The organism is Acidipila rosea, from assembly GCF_004339725.1.
GTDB lineage: Bacteria > Acidobacteriota > Terriglobia > Terriglobales > Acidobacteriaceae > Acidipila > Acidipila rosea.
The window spans coordinates 807226-824343 of record NZ_SMGK01000001.1; the positions used below are offsets into that span (position 1 = coordinate 807226).

The 17118-nt window shown below is 60.9% G+C and carries 12 protein-coding genes and 1 riboswitch; of the genes, 5 read left to right on the plus strand and 7 right to left on the minus strand.

The window, feature by feature from the left end; all coding sequences use genetic code 11:
* The first annotated feature begins 18 nt into the window (after window positions 1–18).
* Both C7378_RS03410 and C7378_RS03415 read left to right on the plus strand, forming a co-directional pair.
* Window positions 19–858, plus strand: coding sequence for a hypothetical protein (locus tag C7378_RS03410; RefSeq protein ID WP_131991689.1), 840 nt, complete (start codon window positions 19–21; stop codon window positions 856–858).
* Between the two features lie 81 nt (window positions 859–939).
* Complete coding sequence (locus C7378_RS03415) at window positions 940–1551, plus strand: TRADD-N-associated membrane domain-containing protein (protein WP_131991692.1); 612 nt, start codon at window positions 940–942, stop codon at window positions 1549–1551.
* Between the two features lie 226 nt (window positions 1552–1777).
* On the opposite strand, the gene C7378_RS03420 is transcribed toward C7378_RS03415, so the two are convergent.
* The 4 genes from C7378_RS03420 to C7378_RS03435 form a co-directional block, all read right to left on the minus strand.
* Window positions 1778–3811 carry a spermidine synthase gene (locus C7378_RS03420; protein WP_131991695.1) on the minus strand — a complete coding sequence of 678 codons (2034 nt, stop codon included), beginning with the start codon at window positions 3809–3811 and terminating at the stop codon, window positions 1778–1780.
* A gap of 73 nt (window positions 3812–3884) precedes the next feature.
* Complete coding sequence (locus C7378_RS03425; RefSeq protein WP_131991698.1) at window positions 3885–4307, minus strand: vitamin K epoxide reductase family protein; 423 nt, start codon at window positions 4305–4307, stop codon at window positions 3885–3887.
* Window positions 4304–5302, minus strand: coding sequence for an SDR family oxidoreductase (locus tag C7378_RS03430; RefSeq protein WP_243648037.1), 999 nt, complete (start codon window positions 5300–5302; stop codon window positions 4304–4306). Before C7378_RS03430 ends, C7378_RS03425 begins: the two co-directional genes overlap by 4 nt.
* Before the next feature lie 51 nt (window positions 5303–5353).
* Window positions 5354–5779: an Rrf2 family transcriptional regulator gene (locus tag C7378_RS03435; RefSeq protein ID WP_131991701.1), complete on the minus strand. Its 426-nt coding sequence runs from the start codon at window positions 5777–5779 to the stop codon at window positions 5354–5356.
* A gap of 102 nt (window positions 5780–5881) precedes the next feature.
* Here C7378_RS03435 and C7378_RS03440 point away from each other — a divergent pair, with 102 nt between their 5' ends.
* The 3 genes from C7378_RS03440 to C7378_RS03450 all read left to right on the plus strand — a co-directional run bounded on the left by C7378_RS03440 (window position 5882) and on the right by C7378_RS03450 (window position 10479).
* Window positions 5882–6679 (plus strand): TIGR00282 family metallophosphoesterase, encoded by a 798-nt coding sequence (locus C7378_RS03440; RefSeq protein WP_131991703.1) that lies wholly within the window; start codon window positions 5882–5884, stop codon window positions 6677–6679.
* 80 nt (window positions 6680–6759) lie between these two features.
* Window positions 6760–6967, plus strand: a riboswitch (cobalamin riboswitch).
* Between the two features lie 86 nt (window positions 6968–7053).
* On the plus strand, window positions 7054–9438 hold the full coding sequence (locus C7378_RS03445; protein WP_131991706.1) for a ribonucleoside-diphosphate reductase subunit alpha: 2385 nt from the start codon (window positions 7054–7056) through the stop codon (window positions 9436–9438).
* A 21-nt stretch (window positions 9439–9459) separates the two neighbouring features.
* Window positions 9460–10479, plus strand: coding sequence for a ribonucleotide-diphosphate reductase subunit beta (locus tag C7378_RS03450; RefSeq protein ID WP_131991709.1), 1020 nt, complete (start codon window positions 9460–9462; stop codon window positions 10477–10479).
* A gap of 5 nt (window positions 10480–10484) precedes the next feature.
* Here C7378_RS03450 and C7378_RS03455 read toward each other — a convergent pair whose 3' ends face one another.
* From C7378_RS03455 to C7378_RS03465, 3 genes are all read right to left on the minus strand, one after another.
* Window positions 10485–11129, minus strand: a complete 645-nt coding sequence (locus tag C7378_RS03455; RefSeq protein WP_131991712.1) for a peroxiredoxin-like family protein — start codon at window positions 11127–11129, stop codon at window positions 10485–10487.
* Between the two features lie 71 nt (window positions 11130–11200).
* The gene (ffh, locus tag C7378_RS03460; protein ID WP_131991715.1) at window positions 11201–12580 is read right to left on the minus strand and encodes a signal recognition particle protein; all 1380 of its coding nucleotides are present in this window, start codon (window positions 12578–12580) and stop codon (window positions 11201–11203) included.
* Window positions 12581–12630: 50 nt separating this feature from the next.
* Window positions 12631–17118: a glucoamylase family protein gene (locus C7378_RS03465; protein WP_131991718.1), complete on the minus strand. Its 4488-nt coding sequence runs from the start codon at window positions 17116–17118 to the stop codon at window positions 12631–12633.

Here is a 17118-nt window from a genome sequence, read left to right on the forward strand (position 1 = left end):
CACAAGCCCGGAGGCAGGATGGGTCGTTCAAAATATCTGGCGAGTGTGTTGGCAGGGGTAGTGTGTCTGGCGGGAGTTGTTGCGTGGGGGCAGATTGCTGCCGGGCCCGAGGATGGCGCCGCCCAATACTATTCACTCCCGGCCGTGCAGGAATCGGGCATGAGCGCGGCCGACGCCGCCCTGCTCGAGAGCAGAAAAGCCGAGCTGCTCGAGCGCGCTCGCTTCTTCAGCTATGACCTCTCATCGGGGAGCTGGACGGCCAGTGAGGCCTTTTGCCCCGTTATGCCGGATTACATGATGATGCACTTCGTGCGGCCGGAACCGAATGGCGCCGAGTCGCTCTTCACCGCGCTGGTTCCGCGCCAGCAGGGACGAGTCGAGATCATCCCCGTCTACTACCGCAGCGCGACGCCCTTTCACTCTGCAGCGCGATCGCGCCACAACTATGCGATCTACAACCGCGTAGTCCCGGCTGCCGAGCTGCCCACGAACATGAAGCGCAACTGGCTGGCCTACGGAGCTTGCTATGCCGAGATGGTGGGCGGTCCCATGAGCCTGCTGCTCAAGGGCAAATCTTCGCCGCGCATGATGACCGTGGCGGGTCCGGCGGCCGATGTTTCAGAGACTGGCCGTCTTACCCAGATCAGGTTTGCCGCGCGTACTGCCAGGCAGCATTACGACTCCTGGACGCTCGATCTGGACAAGGAAGGCAGGCTGCGAAAGGCGCGTTGTGACAGGCAGGCGGCGTCTCCGCCCTACGTCAACAGCCCGCCTGCTCCGACCGTCGTGCAAATGCCCGAGCCTCCTGAGCCGAAGGCCGAGGTGATGCACCCGAAGGGGTCCCCGGCAGCGCAGTAAAACCGCCCTTTCCGCAAATCGTTGTGGATGTGCGCAGTCGAGTGGCGTATCCTCTTCCAAATCGGAAGGGAAGGGTCGCAAATGCCCTCAGGAACCATGCTGGTTGAGATTCTGGCTTCGCTGCTCGCGGTAGTCTTTCTGGCCGGGGGTGTGTATCTGATCCTGGTGCAGCTCCAGCACAACCGCCAGGAGCAGCAGCATTTCGTCCAGCAGCGTCAGCAGCTTCAGGCGCGAATCGTCCTCAAGCCTGCCGATGCGCGCCTTGCCTGGGATCTTGCCAACACAACTCTCGAGCAGTACTTCTCGCGCAACCTGCAGCAGGTGCGGCTGATCTTCATTCTCTCCGTGGTGGTCATGTTCGCCGGACTCGGCATCATTCTCGCCGGAATTGTACTGGCCTACACCCACCCCCAGCAGCCCACGATGACGACCATTCTTTCTACTTCGGCAGGCGTGCTCACTCAGTTCATCGGGGCGAGCTTCATGGTGGTCTATCGTTCCACCATGGACCAGGCGCAGGGCTTCAGCCGCATTCTGGCCAGGATCAACACCGTTGGGATGGCCATGGATATAGTGGAAACCATTCCCGCGACGGATCCTCTCTACAGTCAGATCCGCGCCCAGCTGGCCCGCGAGCTGCTCGGCGACCCGCGCTGGCAGGATGAGACGCCGTTTGCCCCGCAGAGCCACTGATTCAGCCCTTCTGTATCTGGCTCCGAATCGAAAGCAGGAGCAGCATCACGGCAACAAAGACGATCACATAGATCAGCATGAAGGTTCCTCTACACATTGCGGAAGTCGATTGCCCGTCCGCAGGATGAGCCATCTTAGCGCCGAACCACAGAAGCGCAACAGGAAAATCCCACAGGCGGGATTACCTTGGAAACTTCGGCGGTCCGCGTAGTGAAGCGCCCAGTTGCTAGTGGGTAAGAAACGGCGGCTGCCATTTCAGAATGGGCAGCAGGCTGGATTCCTGGTCGGTCCACAGACTCACCCGGGGGTTCAGCTCAACCGGCTGAGCCCTGGCCGCGACTTCAGGCTCGCTCAGAAACCGGGTATTCGTCGTCAGCAGCACCCAGTCGGCCACGAACAGCCCGTGTTTTTCATCTGCCGAGGAGTGAACCAGGATCGCCTTCATCCCCGCCTGCTGTGCCTCGCGCGCAAGCACCGGAGCCAGGTCAAGATATTGGCTGGAGACATTGAAAGCCAGTATGCCGTCCGGCTTCAGATGCCGCCGGTAGAGCCGGATCGCCTCCGCGGTGAGCAGATGCACCGGCACAGCATCGCCTGAGAAGGCATCGAGAACCAGTACGTCATATTGCTGGGGAGTTTCGCGTGCCAGCGAGGCCCGCGCGTCACCGAGGATGACATCCGTCTGTGCAGGTGTTTCTCGCAGATAGGTGAAGAGATTCCGCGCCAGTCGCAGTACCAGGGGGTCGAGCTCATAGAAGCGGATGACGTCACCCGGCCGCCCATACGCTGCCAGCGTGCCCGTTCCGAGTCCGACCACGCCCACGCGCTTCGCCTGCCCGGAGCAGCAGAGGCGCATCGCCAGTCCCGCTCCGGAGTTCGCGCCGTAATAGCTGGTGGGCTGCATTCTCAGGCCACCGCCATAGAACTGCGCTCCATGCTGGATGGTTCCGTGGTAAAGCGTGCGGACAGTATCTGCATCGGGCGGCCAGTGCGTCTGGGTAACGCGTAGCGTGCCATAGAAGCTGCGCAGCTGCACGAGCGTATCCTGCCGCCAGGCCCTGGCCTCCTCGACGCCTACCCAGACCAGCGCGCACACGGCGGCAGCACACGCCGCGCGTACCAGCCAGCCGCTCGGCCAAGTCACGGCGAGCGCCAGCAGCGCGGTCAGCACCAGTCCCCAGATGAGCTCATAGTTCGCGCGAAAGATAACCGGGGCAACAACGCCCGCAAAGCACGCGCCAAGCGCCGAGCCGGCCGCAATATGCAGGTAAAAGGAGGTGAGCGTGCGTGCATCCGGCCGCAGTCGATAGAGCTCGCCGTGGCAGAACCAGCACAGCAGAAACAGCAGAACACAGAAGACAGGCACGGCGATCTGCACCGGCAAATGTCGCCGGCTGTCATAGAGCAGGTAGCCCGCCACGCCCAGAGAAAACATGGTCAGCCGCAGAACCATCCATCGCGGGTAGGCGTTTGGCCCGTAGAAGGCAACCATGTAGCTCAGCAGATAGGCGATGAGGGGCAGCACCCACAGCAGGGGTATGGCTGCGACGTTCTGGCTCATGTGGTTAGTGATGGCGCACAGCAGCAGGGAACTGCATGCCGGCAGCAGCAGCCACAGGGCTCTGAGCCTGAGCGGAACCGCCTTGTGGGCCAGCATTGGCTCGGACGTTTCGGGGTAGTTCCGCAGCGCCCACGCGAGCCCGCCGCAGAGCGCAGCAAAGAAGAAGAAGGAGGTAGACCAGGCGCGGGTCTGTGACTGCAGCGTCGAATACGGCTCAATTACGGCAGGGTAGGCAGCCAGCGCCAACAGCGAGCCTGCATTCGAGAGTGCGAAGAGGCGATACGGGGGTTCGCGCCGCAGCATGCGCGAATACCACGCCTGCAGTAGGGGGCTGGTGCTCGCAAGCGCAAAAAACGGCACCCCTACAATCGCCGATAGCAGCCAAAAAACGGTCAGCTCCGGATACCATGTGGCCGCCGCCGGATTCGGGTGGACGTGCACACCCAGCAGCGCAAGCGCCAGCCCCAGCAGCACAATGTGAAGGACCGCCTGCTTCTGCGCCTTGAGCCGAGCCAGCCAGTCCGCGTAAGCATACCCGGCCAGCAGGGCCGCCTGGAAGAAAACGAGGCATGTCGTCCACACCGCAGCAGAACCGCCCAGCACAGGCAGAAGCTGCCTGGCCGCCATCGGCTCGGCCAGGAAAAGCAGAAAGGCGGCGAGAAAAACAATCAGGCCATAGAAGGCGGTAAGCAGTGCCATGACGGAGACGCAGACAGCCTAGCAGGTTCTGGAGAGAGCATGCATCGGGCTGATGCGCTCCCCGAGCAGGCCGCTACCTCGCGCCGCGCCGCGCAAAGTAGACCATCCCTGCCGTAGCCAGCGCGGTGCCTGTGCACCACGAGCAGAGACGCCGGAACTTGACCACCTGTTTGACGCTGTTTGTGCTGGCCATGCTGGCGTCGATGGCCAGCTTCGCTTTGAGGCCAGCGCGCAGCAGGGGACGCTTCTTCCTCGTGCGGGTGGCAATCAGCAGCGCCATCGTGGTTCCAAAGCTCGCCAGACCCAGCAGCCCGTCGGGGATACCCAAAGGATGCGCGTCCTTGGAGCCGGTTATCTTGTCGGAATCAAAGAGCGCGCCCGGTGGGTCAGGCAAATGGCCGAGGACACCGGTCTGATGCAGAGCCACCGGCACCAGGCACGCAAGGGCTGCCCCGCAGCAGGCGATGGCGGCGTTGGTGTTGCTCTCGCGCCTCATGCCAACTTCCTTATGCCCAGAAAGCCGACAGCCAGCGCGGCGGCTCCCAGCGCGAGCCACTTGCGGTTGATGTTGGCTTCCACCTGCGGACTCCACGAGCACGAGCGGTCGTCGAAGGGGCCGCGCGCGCTGTGCGTACCCGGCACAAACTCCCACAGGTTGTTGGGGCGTGTGGCGGAGTCGGGCGTGGAACGCTGCTGCGCCTTGTATCCCGTCTTGCCGAGATAAATGTCGAGCAATCCCGGGATAAATTTCTGTCCCACGATAGCCTCGACCGTTGGCGTTCCCACCCAGTACTCGCGCCGGGGATAAGCCGCCTCAGCCGCGTGCAGCACAACCTTCGCCGCCACCTCAGGCTCGAAGATCGGGGGCACCGGCTGCGGTTTGTTGGGCAGGCGGCTCTTGACCCACGTGAACTGCATTGTGTTCATCGCCGGCATCTGCACAACGGTCAGCTTGACGTTGCTTTTGTCGTGGTGCAGTTCGCAGCGAAGCGAGTCAGTGAATCCGATGATGGCATGCTTCGAGGCGCAATAGGCGGACTGCAGTGGGATGCTCCGCACCGCAAGCGCCGAGCCGATCTGGATAATTGTTCCACGGTCGCGAGGCTGCATGCGGCGCAGCGCCGACATGGTGCCGTACACATAACCGAGATAGCAGACTTCGGTGACCCGCTTGTATTCCTCGGCCTTCATCTCCTTGACGGGGGAGAAGACGGAGGTCATCGCGTCGTTGACCCATACATCGATTGGCCCGAAGGTTTCTTCCAGCTTCGTTGCGGCGTCGTCGATTGCCTGCGCGTCGGTCACGTCCAGGGGCAGCACGAGAGCCTGACCTCCGAGGTGTTCAACCTCCCGCTTCGTGGCTTCGAGCGCCTCCGGGTTGCGTGCGATGAGTCCAATACGGCAGCCCTTGCTGGCAAAGGCGTGAGCAATAGCTCGCCCCAGGCCGCCGGAAGCTCCGGTGACCATCACTACAGAATCTGGTTTTAGCAAAATATATCTCCCATCTGTAGGACGGGAAGCGCAGCGAATCGAGATGCCCGGCTATTTCGCTTTCCTGGCCATCCGCTTGGCCAGATCGTTCAGCGTCGTTTCTTCCAGTTCTTTTTCGACCGCGCGCTGCGTGCGGCGAAAAACCTCTTCGAGCGTCCCCGCCAGCTTGTTCCCGGCCTTGTTTCCGGTGCCCGAAGAAGACAGCGTCGCGGTCAGGAGTGGCTCACTCTCAACGGCGCGATAGATGGCCGCAAGCGTGATCTCCTTGGGAGGTCGCGCCAGCCGTGAACCGCCGTTCGGCCCTTTGTGGCTCTCGATCAGGCCGGCCTGCCGAAGATGGGAGAAGACTCGCCTTATCACCACCGGGTTTGTCTTCAGCGCATCGGCGACGTCGTCTGAGGTGGCGAGGGAACCGGGCTCAAGCGCAAGAATCACCAGCGCGTGGATGGCGGTCACGAAACGGGTATTGGCAGCCATAAGTCACGCTACCACAGGACCCACTCCACCCGGCGCAGGAAGTGAGGTCGGAGCCGTGCTAGCATCGAAGATTCGGCACAAGGCCATTCTGGAGCTTTTGATTTGCATATTCTTTTTGTAGGAGACGTCTTCGGCAGCGCGGGCCGCCGCATTGTCCGCGAGCATCTGCACCATGTCATCGAGCAGCGCAGCGTCGATCTCGTGGTCATCAATGCGGAAAACTCCGCCGGCGGGTTCGGCGTGACCCCGGCGATCGCCGAAGAACTCTTCGACCTCGGCGCGCAGGTGCTGACCACCGGCAATCACGTCTGGGATAAGCGCGAGATCATCGACTACATGCAGTCTGTTCCGCCAGAGAGCAACGAGCGGCCGCGCCGCATCATCCGGCCGGCCAACTACGTTGCCGGAACGCCTGGCCATGGCTTCTACCAGGGAGTGCTGCCCAGCGGGCAGGAGTACGCCATCGTCAACCTGCAGGGCCGCGTTTTCATGGCGTCCAATGACGATCCCTTCCGCACCATGGACGAGCTGCTGAAAAAGATCACCGCAAAGGTCATCCTGGTCGACTTCCACGCCGAGGCGACTTCAGAAAAGGTGGCCATGGGCTGGTATCTTGACGGTCGCGTCACCGCCGTCCTCGGCACCCATACTCACATCCCGACCGCCGACGACCGCGTGCTCCCCAACGGAACCGCATACCAGACGGACGTAGGCATGAGCGGCCCATATGAGAGCGTCATCGGCGTCGAGCGCGAACACGTGCTGCAGCGTTTTCTCACCGGCATGCCAGCGAAGTTCGAAGCGGCGAAGGGCGACCCACGGATGGCCGCAACTCTCATCGAATGTGACGGCGCCACCGGACGGGCCATCTCCACCCAGAGAATGCTGCTGGGCGAGTGACCGCGGCCGGCCAAACTTTGGTGCTGCTTTTCCACATTTACCACAATCCCTTGTGTTGACCTTTCACGCGAATCCAGCCTAAGGTAGTAATACTTCACGGTTCCCGGCCTGCGAAGTTCAACTTCGGGGTCGGGGTTAAGAGGGAATCCGGTGGAAAATCCGGAGCTGCCCCGCAGCGGTGAGCAGGAACGAACGCTCCACTTACAGCACTGGTCCCCTGAGGATTGGGAAGCTGGAGCCAATAGGTAGCCTGCAAGCCCGAAGACCTGCCATGAAGGAACTCCACCCGCGCCTCCGAGGGAGAGGTTGGGCAGTGGCCGATTTTTTTTGCGGTCATTTCCCGCCCTGCCTGCGAGAGGCCGAAAGGTCGCTCGATGTCCGCTCTCCAGACCACGCTTGCCGACGTAGTCGAGAATTTTCCTCCTCCGCCAGAAACAGCCCCACAAATGCATGTGCGGAAGCGCAACGGGTCGCTTGAACCGGTGGATGTAAACAAGATTGTTCGCGCCGTGCAGCGCTGCTCCGCGGGCCTGCCCCATGTCGATGCGATTCGTGTCGCCAGCCGCACCATCGGCGGCCTCTACGATGGCGCGACCACCAACGAACTTGACTCCATCTCCATCCAGACGGCGGCGTCGCTGATCTCAGAGGAGCCGGAGTACTCGCGCCTCGCCGCGCGGCTGCTGCACGCCACGATCCTCAAGGAAGTTGCCGGTCAGAATCTTTATTCGTTTTCGCAGTCGATCGACTCGGGTGAGCGTGAGGGGCTGATCAATGCGACGACCGCTGCCTTTGTCCGCGCGAATGCCCGCAAGCTGAACATGGCGGTGGACGACAGCTTCTCCGACCGCTTTGAGTACTTCGGCCTGCGTACCGTCTATGACCGCTACCTGCTGCGTCATCCCATCACCCGCAAGGTTGTCGAGACGCCGCAGTACTTCTTCCTGCGCGTAGCCTGCGGACTGGCCCAGAGCATCGGCGACGCCATCAGCTTCTACCGGCTCATGGCCGAGCTAAGCTACCTGCCGAGCTCGCCGACCCTCTTCAACTCCGGCACCAGGCATGCGCAGATGTCTTCCTGCTACCTCATCGACTCCCCCAAGGATTCGCTGGACTCGATCTACGACACCTACAAGCAGGTAGCCCTGCTGTCGAAGTTCTCAGGCGGCATCGGCCTGGCCTTTCATCGCGTGCGCTCTGAAGGTTCGCTGATCAGGGCCACGAACGGCCTCTCGAATGGCATTGTGCCGTGGCTGCGCACCCTCGATGCCTCAGTCGCCGCTGTGAACCAGGGAGGCAAGCGCAAGGGCGCCTGCTGCGTTTATCTCGAGAGCTGGCACGATGACATCGAGCAGTTCCTTGAGATGAAGGACAACACTGGCGATCAGGCCCGCCGCACCTATAACCTGAACCTCGCAAACTGGATTCCTGACCTCTTCATGCGCCGCGTGGAAGCGGATGCTGCCTGGTCGCTCTTTGATCCGAAGGATGTGCCTCATCTCACCGACCTCTTCGGCGAAGAGTTCGACCGCGCCTACGAGCAGGCTGAAGCGCAGGGCATCTTCAAGCGGCAGATTAAGGCTCGCGATCTCTATGCGCGCATGATGCGCACTCTGGCCGAAACGGGTAATGGCTGGATGACCTTCAAGGACGCTACCAACACCAAGTGCAATCAGACCGGGCAGCCCGGTAATGTCGTCCATCTCTCCAACCTCTGCACAGAGATCACCGAGGTGACCTCATCGGCGGAGACGGCGGTCTGCAACCTCGGATCGGTGAATCTCGCCCGCCATGTCACTCCCCAGGGCTTCGACTTCGAGAAGCTGCGCGCAACCGTGCGCGAGGCCGTGCCCATGCTCGACCGCGTCATTGACATCAACTACTATCCCGTCACCCAGGCATCGGATGCGAACCACCGCTGGCGGCCGGTTGGCCTCGGGCTGATGGGTCTGCAGGATGTCTTCTTCCAGCTGCGGATGCCCTTCGACTCGCCTGAAGCGCGAGTGCTCTCCGCGAAAATCCAGGAGGAGATTTACTACGAAGCACTGTCGGCCTCCTGCGAAATCGCTGAGAAGAACGGCCCGCATCCCGCCTTTCAGGAGACGCGGGCAGCCCAGGGCAAGCTGCAGTTCGACCTCTGGGGCGTAACGCCCGAAGATCCGGCCCGGTGGGACGCCTTGAAGCAGCGCATCGCTAAGCACGGTCTGCGCAATTCGCTGCTGATCGCGATCGCTCCTACCGCAACTATTGCGTCGATTGCCGGGTGCTACGAGTGCATTGAGCCGCAGGTGTCGAATCTCTTCAAGCGCGAAACCCTCTCGGGTGAGTTCCTTCAGGTCAACCGTTATCTGGTCACAGAGCTGAAGGAGCGCGGCCTCTGGAAAGAGGAGGTGCGCAATCGCATCAAGCTCGCCGAGGGGTCTGTGCAGGGCATTGACGAGCTTCCTGAGGATTTGCGCGCCATCTATCGCACCGTCTGGGAGATTCCCATGCGCTCCATCATCGACATGGGCGCAGACCGCTCCGTCTGGATCGACCAGAGCCAGTCGTTGAATCTCTTCGCCGAGTCGCCCAACATCGGTCGCCTCAGCTCCATGTACATGTATGCATGGAAGCGCAGACTGAAGACGACGTATTACCTGCGCTCGCGGCCTGCAACCCGCATCGCCAAGACCACCGTGCAGAAAGCCGCCGTACCGGTCGCGGATGCAATCGCCTGTTCGCTTGAAAACCCAGGCTCCTGTGAAGCCTGCCAGTAGAGAGTTTTTCGGAGAAAATTTATGTCTGTTCAGACCCCAGTTTCCATCCTCGATCCGGGCCTTTCGCTCACGCTCCGGCCCATGAAGTACCCGGTGTTCTACGAGATGTTCAAGGATGGGATCAAGAACACATGGACGGTCGAGGAAGTAGATTTCTCGACCGATCTGGCTGACCTGCGCTCGCGCCTCACGCCTGCCGAGGTCCACCTCATTCAGCGCCTCGTCGCTTTTTTTGCCACGGGCGACTCCATCGTGTCGAACAACCTCGTCCTCAATCTCTACAAGCACATCAACTCGCCTGAGGCGAGACTCTACCTCTCTCGCCAGCTCTTTGAAGAGGCCGTCCATGTGCAGTTCTATCTGACGCTGCTCGACAACTACGTGCCTGATCCCGACGCACGCGCGGCGGCTTTTTCAGCCGTCGAGAATATCCCCTCCATTGCCAAGAAGGCGCAGTTCTGCATGAAGTGGATGGACTCGATCCAGCAACTCGACGAGTTGCGCACGCCGGAGCACCAGCGTCAGTTCCTGCTCAACCTGATCTGCTTTGCGGGCGCTATCGAGGGGCTCTTCTTCTTTGCCGCCTTCGCCTATGTGTACTTCCTGCGCTCACGCGGGCTGCTGCACGGCCTCGCTGCGGGCACCAACTGGGTCTTTCGCGATGAGAGCGCGCACCTCGAGTTTGCCTTTGAAGTGGTGAACACCGTCCGCAACCAGCATCCGAACCTCTTCGACGCGGAGATGGAGCGGCAGGTGGTAGAGATGCTGACCGAAGCAGTCGACTGCGAAACCCAGTTTGCGCAGGATCTGCTCTCGGGCGGTGTAGCCGGCCTTTCGATTCGCGAGATGCGGCAGTATCTCGAATATGTCGCGGATTCCCGCCTGGCACGCCTCGGCATGAAGCCGGTCTTCAACTCAAAGAATCCCTTCGGCTTTATGGAACTGCAGGATGTACAGGAGCTGACGAATTTCTTCGAGCGCCGCGTCTCCGCTTATCAGGTTGCGGTTGCGGGCGAAGTAGCCTTCCACGAAGACTTCTAGCGAGCCTACCGGGGAAGTGCGGCCAGCACTTCTCCGGGCTCAGGCCGTACCCTGAAGTCCGCATGCGCCTCAGCGAAGAGCACGGTGCTGTCCTGCGCGATCAGGTAGGTGGCGGGCAGCGGCAGCCTCCAGCTCTCATCGCCGTTCACAAACGGTACATTCACGAGCACGCTGCGCATGTACTGCCGGTAATACTCCGGCACCGTGTAGACAAGCCCGAACTGCTCAGCGACGGAGCATCCTTTGTCGGAAAGCAGCGGAAAGGGAAGCGAGTGTTGGCCTGCAGTGAAGTCGTTCTGGCGAACAAGCTGCGGTGCGACGCCGATGACCAGTGCGCTCCTCTCGCGCACCGTGGCGTACATCTCCCGCCATGCTTCCAGTTCAGTGATGCAATAGGCGCACCAGCGTCCGCGGAAGAAATTTACAATCAGCGGACCCAGTGAGAGCAGGTCGCTCGACCGAACCAGCCTTCCTGAAATATCGGGCAGGCTGAACTCCGGCGCCTTGGCCCCAACAGGCAGGATCTGATCTTCGATTCCAGTCGCAAAAAGTTCGGCGATGGCGCGATCGCTCGTCTCCAGCCGCTCCGGCTGCACAAGCTCCCGCGTATTCGTCGTGATCTGGTCGAGTTGGTCTTGAAGAATCAACATACTGCTTCCATTTCCATCAAGGGCGTCCGGACTTCATATCCGGCTCCTGCCCCGTCTTCCGATATCCCTGCCTAGCGCCCCATGCCCTTCATGCCGCCGAGGGAACCCATCAGTTTACGCTGCAGCATACCGCCCTTGCCTGCGCTCTTGAACATCTTGCGCATCTGCGCGTACTGACGCAGGAGCTGGTTAACCTCCTGCACGCTGGTGCCTGAACCATTCGCGATGCGCTTGCGCCGTGAGCCGGAGATGATCTCGTGGTTAGCCCGTTCTTTCTTCGTCATCGAGTTGATAATTGCCTCGACGCGTGTGAACTGCGACTCGTCCACCTGGTCGGCCATCTGCTGAATCCCCTGGAAGGGGCCGACCGAAGGAAGCATCTTCATGATGCTCTGCAGTGAGCCGAGCTTCTTGATCTGGCGAAGCTGATCGCGGAAGTCCTCCAGCGAAAAGCCGTCGCCGCTCAATGCTTTTTTGGCGAAGTCTTCTGACTTCTTGCGGTCCAGCTTCTCCTCGGCCTTTTCGATGAGCGTCATGATGTCGCCCATGCCGAGAATACGGCTCACAATGCGGTCGGGATGAAAAGGCTCAAAGGCATCGGGCTTTTCGCCCATGCCGATAAACTTCACTGGCTGGCCCGTCACATGGCGGATCGAGAGTGCCGCACCGCCGCGCGCATCGCCGTCCATCTTCGTCAGCACAATCCCTGTGAGCGAAAAGCGCTTGTGGAACTCATCGGCGGAGCGCACCGCGTCCTGGCCGGTCATTGCGTCCGCGATGAAGAGAATCTCCTGCGGGTTGAGCAGCGCTTTGAGCCGCTGCATCTCGTCCATCAGATCTTCATCGATGTGCAGCCGACCTGCCGTGTCCACGATGAGCGTATCGCAGCCGGTGATAATCGCCTCGCGCCGCGCCTCTTTGGCAAGCCGCTCCACCAGTGCAGTGCCTGCGGTCTCGCCCTTCAGATCGCCCTCGTAGAGGTTGGCCTTGATGGACTTGGCGACAATCTTCAGCTGCTCGCGGGCCGCGGGCCGATAGACGTCCACCGAGACCAGCATCGGACGGTGGCCGCCCTTTTGCAGCCATGCTGCCAGCTTGCCGGAGGTTGTCGTCTTACCGGAGCCCTGCAGGCCGGCCATCAGGATGACCGTCGGGGGCTGAGAGGCAAACTTGAAGCGAGCCGTGTCCTTGCCAAGCAACGCAATCAGTTCATCGCGAACGATCTTGATGACCTGCTCGGTGGGCGAAAGTGCAGTCATCACTTCCTGCCCCACAGCCCGGGCGCGGATGTGGTCAATCAGGTCCTTGACCACATTGAGGTTAACGTCGGCCTCAAGCAGCGCAACGCGGATCTCGCGCAGCGCCTCGCCGATATTCTCTTCTGTGATCGTGCCTTGACCGCGAAGACTCTTGAAGGCGCGCTGCAGCTTATCTGAAAGATTCTCGAACATGGGTAATTATTAGTTTATCAGCGCATTCCCCGGAGCCCCGGCCAAAACAGTCAGGCCGTCTTCTTTGCGGTGAACTGGTTATAGTCCGCCCGGATCGCCGCCTCGCGCATCGGCTTCTCGTGGAGCAGCAGGGAAGTCGCCTGCAGATGGGAATTCGCCTCAAACCAATCCTTCACCACATCGTTGTTGAGCAGGTTCAGAATCGCCATCAGCGCCATGCCCTGGTGGTGCGCCATCCACTCCCTGACAAGGCCCGGCTGCTGTGTCGATTGCGAATAGTCGATCGCCTCATAGAAGCCGTAGGCGCCGATCCATCCTGCCGATGCCATCCGGCGCAGGTTCTTGAGTGCCTCCACCGAATCGACGCCGAGCGCCAGGAAGGTCGAATAAGGCGAAATGACGGGCCCGGCAACAGCATCCCATTTGAGCGCAATCTGCGGAATTCCAAACGCCTGGTAGTGATAGTGGCCGGCATCGTCCTTCTGCGCATATCCGGACTCGGAGATGCCCCACGGAATTTTGTACTGTCGTGCGAATGCCCGCTGGATCTGCACAACGCCCGTAAGGGTTCGCGACATCAGCGTATCCGGGTAGCTGCGCATCCACAACGAAGGCATCAGGTACTCGAACATGGTCGCCGTCCAGGAGAGCAGCACGGGTATGCCGAATGCGATCGTATGCGTGCGGCCCATCTTGAACCAGCCGGCCTGGGGCATCTCGCCCTTGGCAATGGCGATGAACGCAGCAATGCGCGCCTCGGAAGAAATCATGTCGTAGGCGGCGTCGTGCAGCTTCTGGGGGCCGAGTTCATAGCCGATCGAGAGCATCTGTCGCCCTTCGAGCACCAGGAAGGCGAAATCCATCTCTGTCGCCAGGCGAAATGCCTCATCGGAAACAGCGTGAATCTGCGAGGCAAGCTTTTCCACCTGCTCCCGAGCGGTGATCAGAGCGCCGCGCAGCTGCTCACCCAGAACAATATCCTTCGAGCTTCCCTCAGGCGACGAATTGAGTGTCGCCCAGGTTCTCGCCAGCCGCTGTTCGAGCTGGTTGATGAACGCGGGTGTGTCTTCGAGCGAAGGAAGCGTCGCGTCCTTCAGGGCCAGCTGGGCCATGGCGCGCAGTGGTGCAAACTCCGGCAGCATCCACGGCAGGTAGTTGCGGACCAGCGTGAGAATTGCATCGATGCGCGTGCGAAGCTCACTTGTCCACCATGCTGCCTCCCCCTGCAGCGAAGCAGATTGGGTCACTGCAGCGAAGGTTGCTGAGAGCTCGGCATTCATCACCCAGGTGAGCCAGTCTTCGAGTGAAGCGGTCGCTTTCGGCAGTTGCATGCGGCTTAGTTCCGCAGGCGCGCCCTGTTGCTGCTTCAGCATCTCCCACACTTCCGTCAGACCTTCGAACGATTGGTGATCGAGCAGGGGCTTACGCAGCAGCGAGGCCGCTCCCGTCCGCAAGGTGTAGAGCGATGCTGCCAGATTTCCGCTATCGACCGAGGAGACGGTAGCAGGCATCAGCGGCTCAAGTGTCTGCGTGTTGTACCAGTTCAGCAGGTGGCCGCGATACATCTGCAGCCTGCCAAACGTAGTAAGGCTTGCCTGCGAAAGATGCGCAAACTCCGGCACCGTGATAAAGCCAAATTCGCAGGCGGCCTGCCGCGCATTGAGCAGCAATCCGAGATTGGTTGGCGAGACGCGGGCTGCCTCAAAGAGGCCCTCTTCCTCGACGTTATCCGGGATAAGGAAGTTGTGCCGTTCGCCGCCGAATTCATAGAAGTAGCGCCATATCCGCAGTGCATGCTGGCGCAGGAAGCGATCTTCCTCTCTGCTGAGGCGCTGTTTCTGCTCGCGGGGGGGATTGTTCAGCCACACCGTAATCGCGCTCGCAAATCCCCAGAGCAGCAGCACAGGCGCGGCCACCAGGATGGCCTCCGTGTTGAAGGCAAAGATGAGCGCGGCTATCAGCAGCGCGACTGCGGGAGATGCGGCCAGATAGCGGTCGACCGGAGTGCGGCGCGCCTTGTTCGATTCGGCTTCAGCGGCCGTCTCCCACTCCAGCAGGCGCTGCCCGGTGATGAACCTGCGAACCAGCGAGCGAATGATGGCGTCGAGAGAGAGCAGCGTCTCGTGAGGCAGAAAGACCAGGTTCAGCAGCGTGACGAAGACCGATTGCAGGAAGCCGCTGAACGCCTCGCCAACCGCACCCTCCTGCTCTGTAGTGAAGGCGTGTCCCATGCTGAATACCAGTTGCACCAGCGTGGGAATAAACATGAGCAGCAGCGTGACCGCCGTCCAGTAGAGCGCGCCGCCGGGGAGCCCGAGCCATCCGGCAATCAGCAGCGTAAACGTGAGAGGATTGACCAGCGACCGGCGAAGATTATCGAAGATCTTCCATCGGGAAATCGTCGAAATCGGATTGCGCACGTAGCGCCCTGATTCATCGGGCACACGCGAAAGCAGCCACTGGGCAATCTGCCAGTCGCCGCGCACCCAGCGATGTTTGCGACGTGTATAGGCGCTGTAGTGAGAGGGATAATCGTCAATCACCTCGATGTCGGTGACGAGTCCGGCGCGCGAATAGGCGCCCTCGATCAAATCGTGGCTCAGCAGGGAGTTGCGCGGGAAACGGCGATCGAGCACTGCGTGCAGCGTGGAAACTTCGTAGATGCCCTTGCCGGTAAAGATGCCCTCGCCATACAGATCCTGATAGACATCTGAGATCGCGCGCGTGTAAATGTCGAAGCCCGTCTGTCCTGAATAAATCGACGCAAGCCGCGACCGCGATGCAGATTGCACGCTCACCCCGACGCGCGGCTGCAGGATTCCATAACCCTCGGTAACAATGCGGCGCTCCGGGTCGATGATGGCGCGGTTGAGCGGATGCGCCATCGTCCCGACCATATTCTGCGCCGTTCCGCGAGGCAGCTGCGTATCGGAGTCGAGCGTGATGATGTAGCGAACGGAGTGGAGAACCTCCAGGTCGCCCGCCTTTACAGGAAAGGCATCAAAGATCCCCTCCAGATACTTATTCAGATCGAGCAGTTTGCCGCGTTTGCGCTCCCAGCCCATCCACACGCCCTGCCGCGCATTGAAGATGCGGCGGCGATGCAGCAGGAAAAAGCAGCCGGCCTTCGAGGAAGAGTACTCCGCGTTGAGTCCGTTGATGAGTTCAAGAGCGAGATCGACCATCGGATCGGTATCGTTTTCGCGCGGGCGCGTGACGGAGTCGGGCAGGTCCGTCAGCAGGGCAAAATGCAGGTTCGGATCAGGATTCGACAGATAGCGCATCTCGAGTTCACGCACCAGCTCGCGCACCTGCTTTTCATTCATCAGCAGAGTGGGAACGGCTACCAGCGTCGTGAACTCACGCGGAATGCCCTTGCTGAAGTCGAGCTTGGGCAGTGCACGCGCTTTGAAGATCGAAGTGACCGTGTTGTTGATCAAATCCACTGCGCCCTGGGTCGCCGGTAGCAGCAGCAGGAAGAATGCCCAGGTGAGTCCGCCGAAGATGGGATAGTTCGGCACCAGCGGCAGCAGAATGATGGCGATGAACAGCACGCTCAGAATCTCAATGCCGCCGATGAAGAAGTCGTCCGCGTTGTGACTGAACGTCATGCGGATACGATCGATCAGGCGCGGATGATAGCCTACCTGGCGCGCAAGCTGATCGAATCCCTTGTCGACGATGTAGTAGCCGACATGGGCGCGCTTCAGGTAGACGCGCGGGTCGGTGATCTGATTCTGCTGCCCCTGCTGGGCCAGCTTCAACACTTCAGCAGCAACCTCTTCTTCGGTGCGTTCGGAGTGCAGCGCTGTCTCAGCTATCTTCTTGCGGTAGCCTTCGCGGCTATCGAAATCCATCTTCGAATAGGTGTTCGCCGGATCCTGCTGGAGATAAGTGTCGAAGATAATCAGTGGCTCGGCGAGAGAGAGCCAGTCAGTGTGGCCGATGTCACGGAGGCTCTTGATGCGCGCAGACAGCAGGCCGGGCGGCCCTGTTTCGGCCGCGCCGGGCGAGTCGAGCCGCGCGCGCGCCTGCGCGAGAATCAGTTCCAGCAGAGAAAACTTGAAGTAGAGAGGCAGCGCCCACAGCTCTTCCAGCTCGAGCGGATCGACCTTCTGTACCTCATCGACATACATGCGAATCGCGCGATAATCCCAAACAGAATGGGCCGCCTCACAATAAGCTGCGCTCAAGGCGACGGCTCTTGGCTGGTCGCCCTGCGTCGGGTCGACCACCCGCGGCAGCTTCAACATATTCTTGCGCGAAGCCATGATTCCGATCACGACCGATCGCAGCAGGCGAGGGTTCTCGCGTATCTCAAGCAGCGGATCGGGTCCCTTGGAAGGGTCGAATGGAATGGCGTCGAGGTCACTGTAGAGCTTGTCTACAGCGGCACGCGCAGCCTGCGTGCGCGCCAGGAAGGGCGAAGATCCCTGTGGACGATGGGCGACATGCCACTGCAGTGCCGTGGCCCGTGCGTGGGCGCGCAGCTCGAGTTCTGGTGCGGGAAGTTGGGGGATGGTTGCGGAATCTGTCAT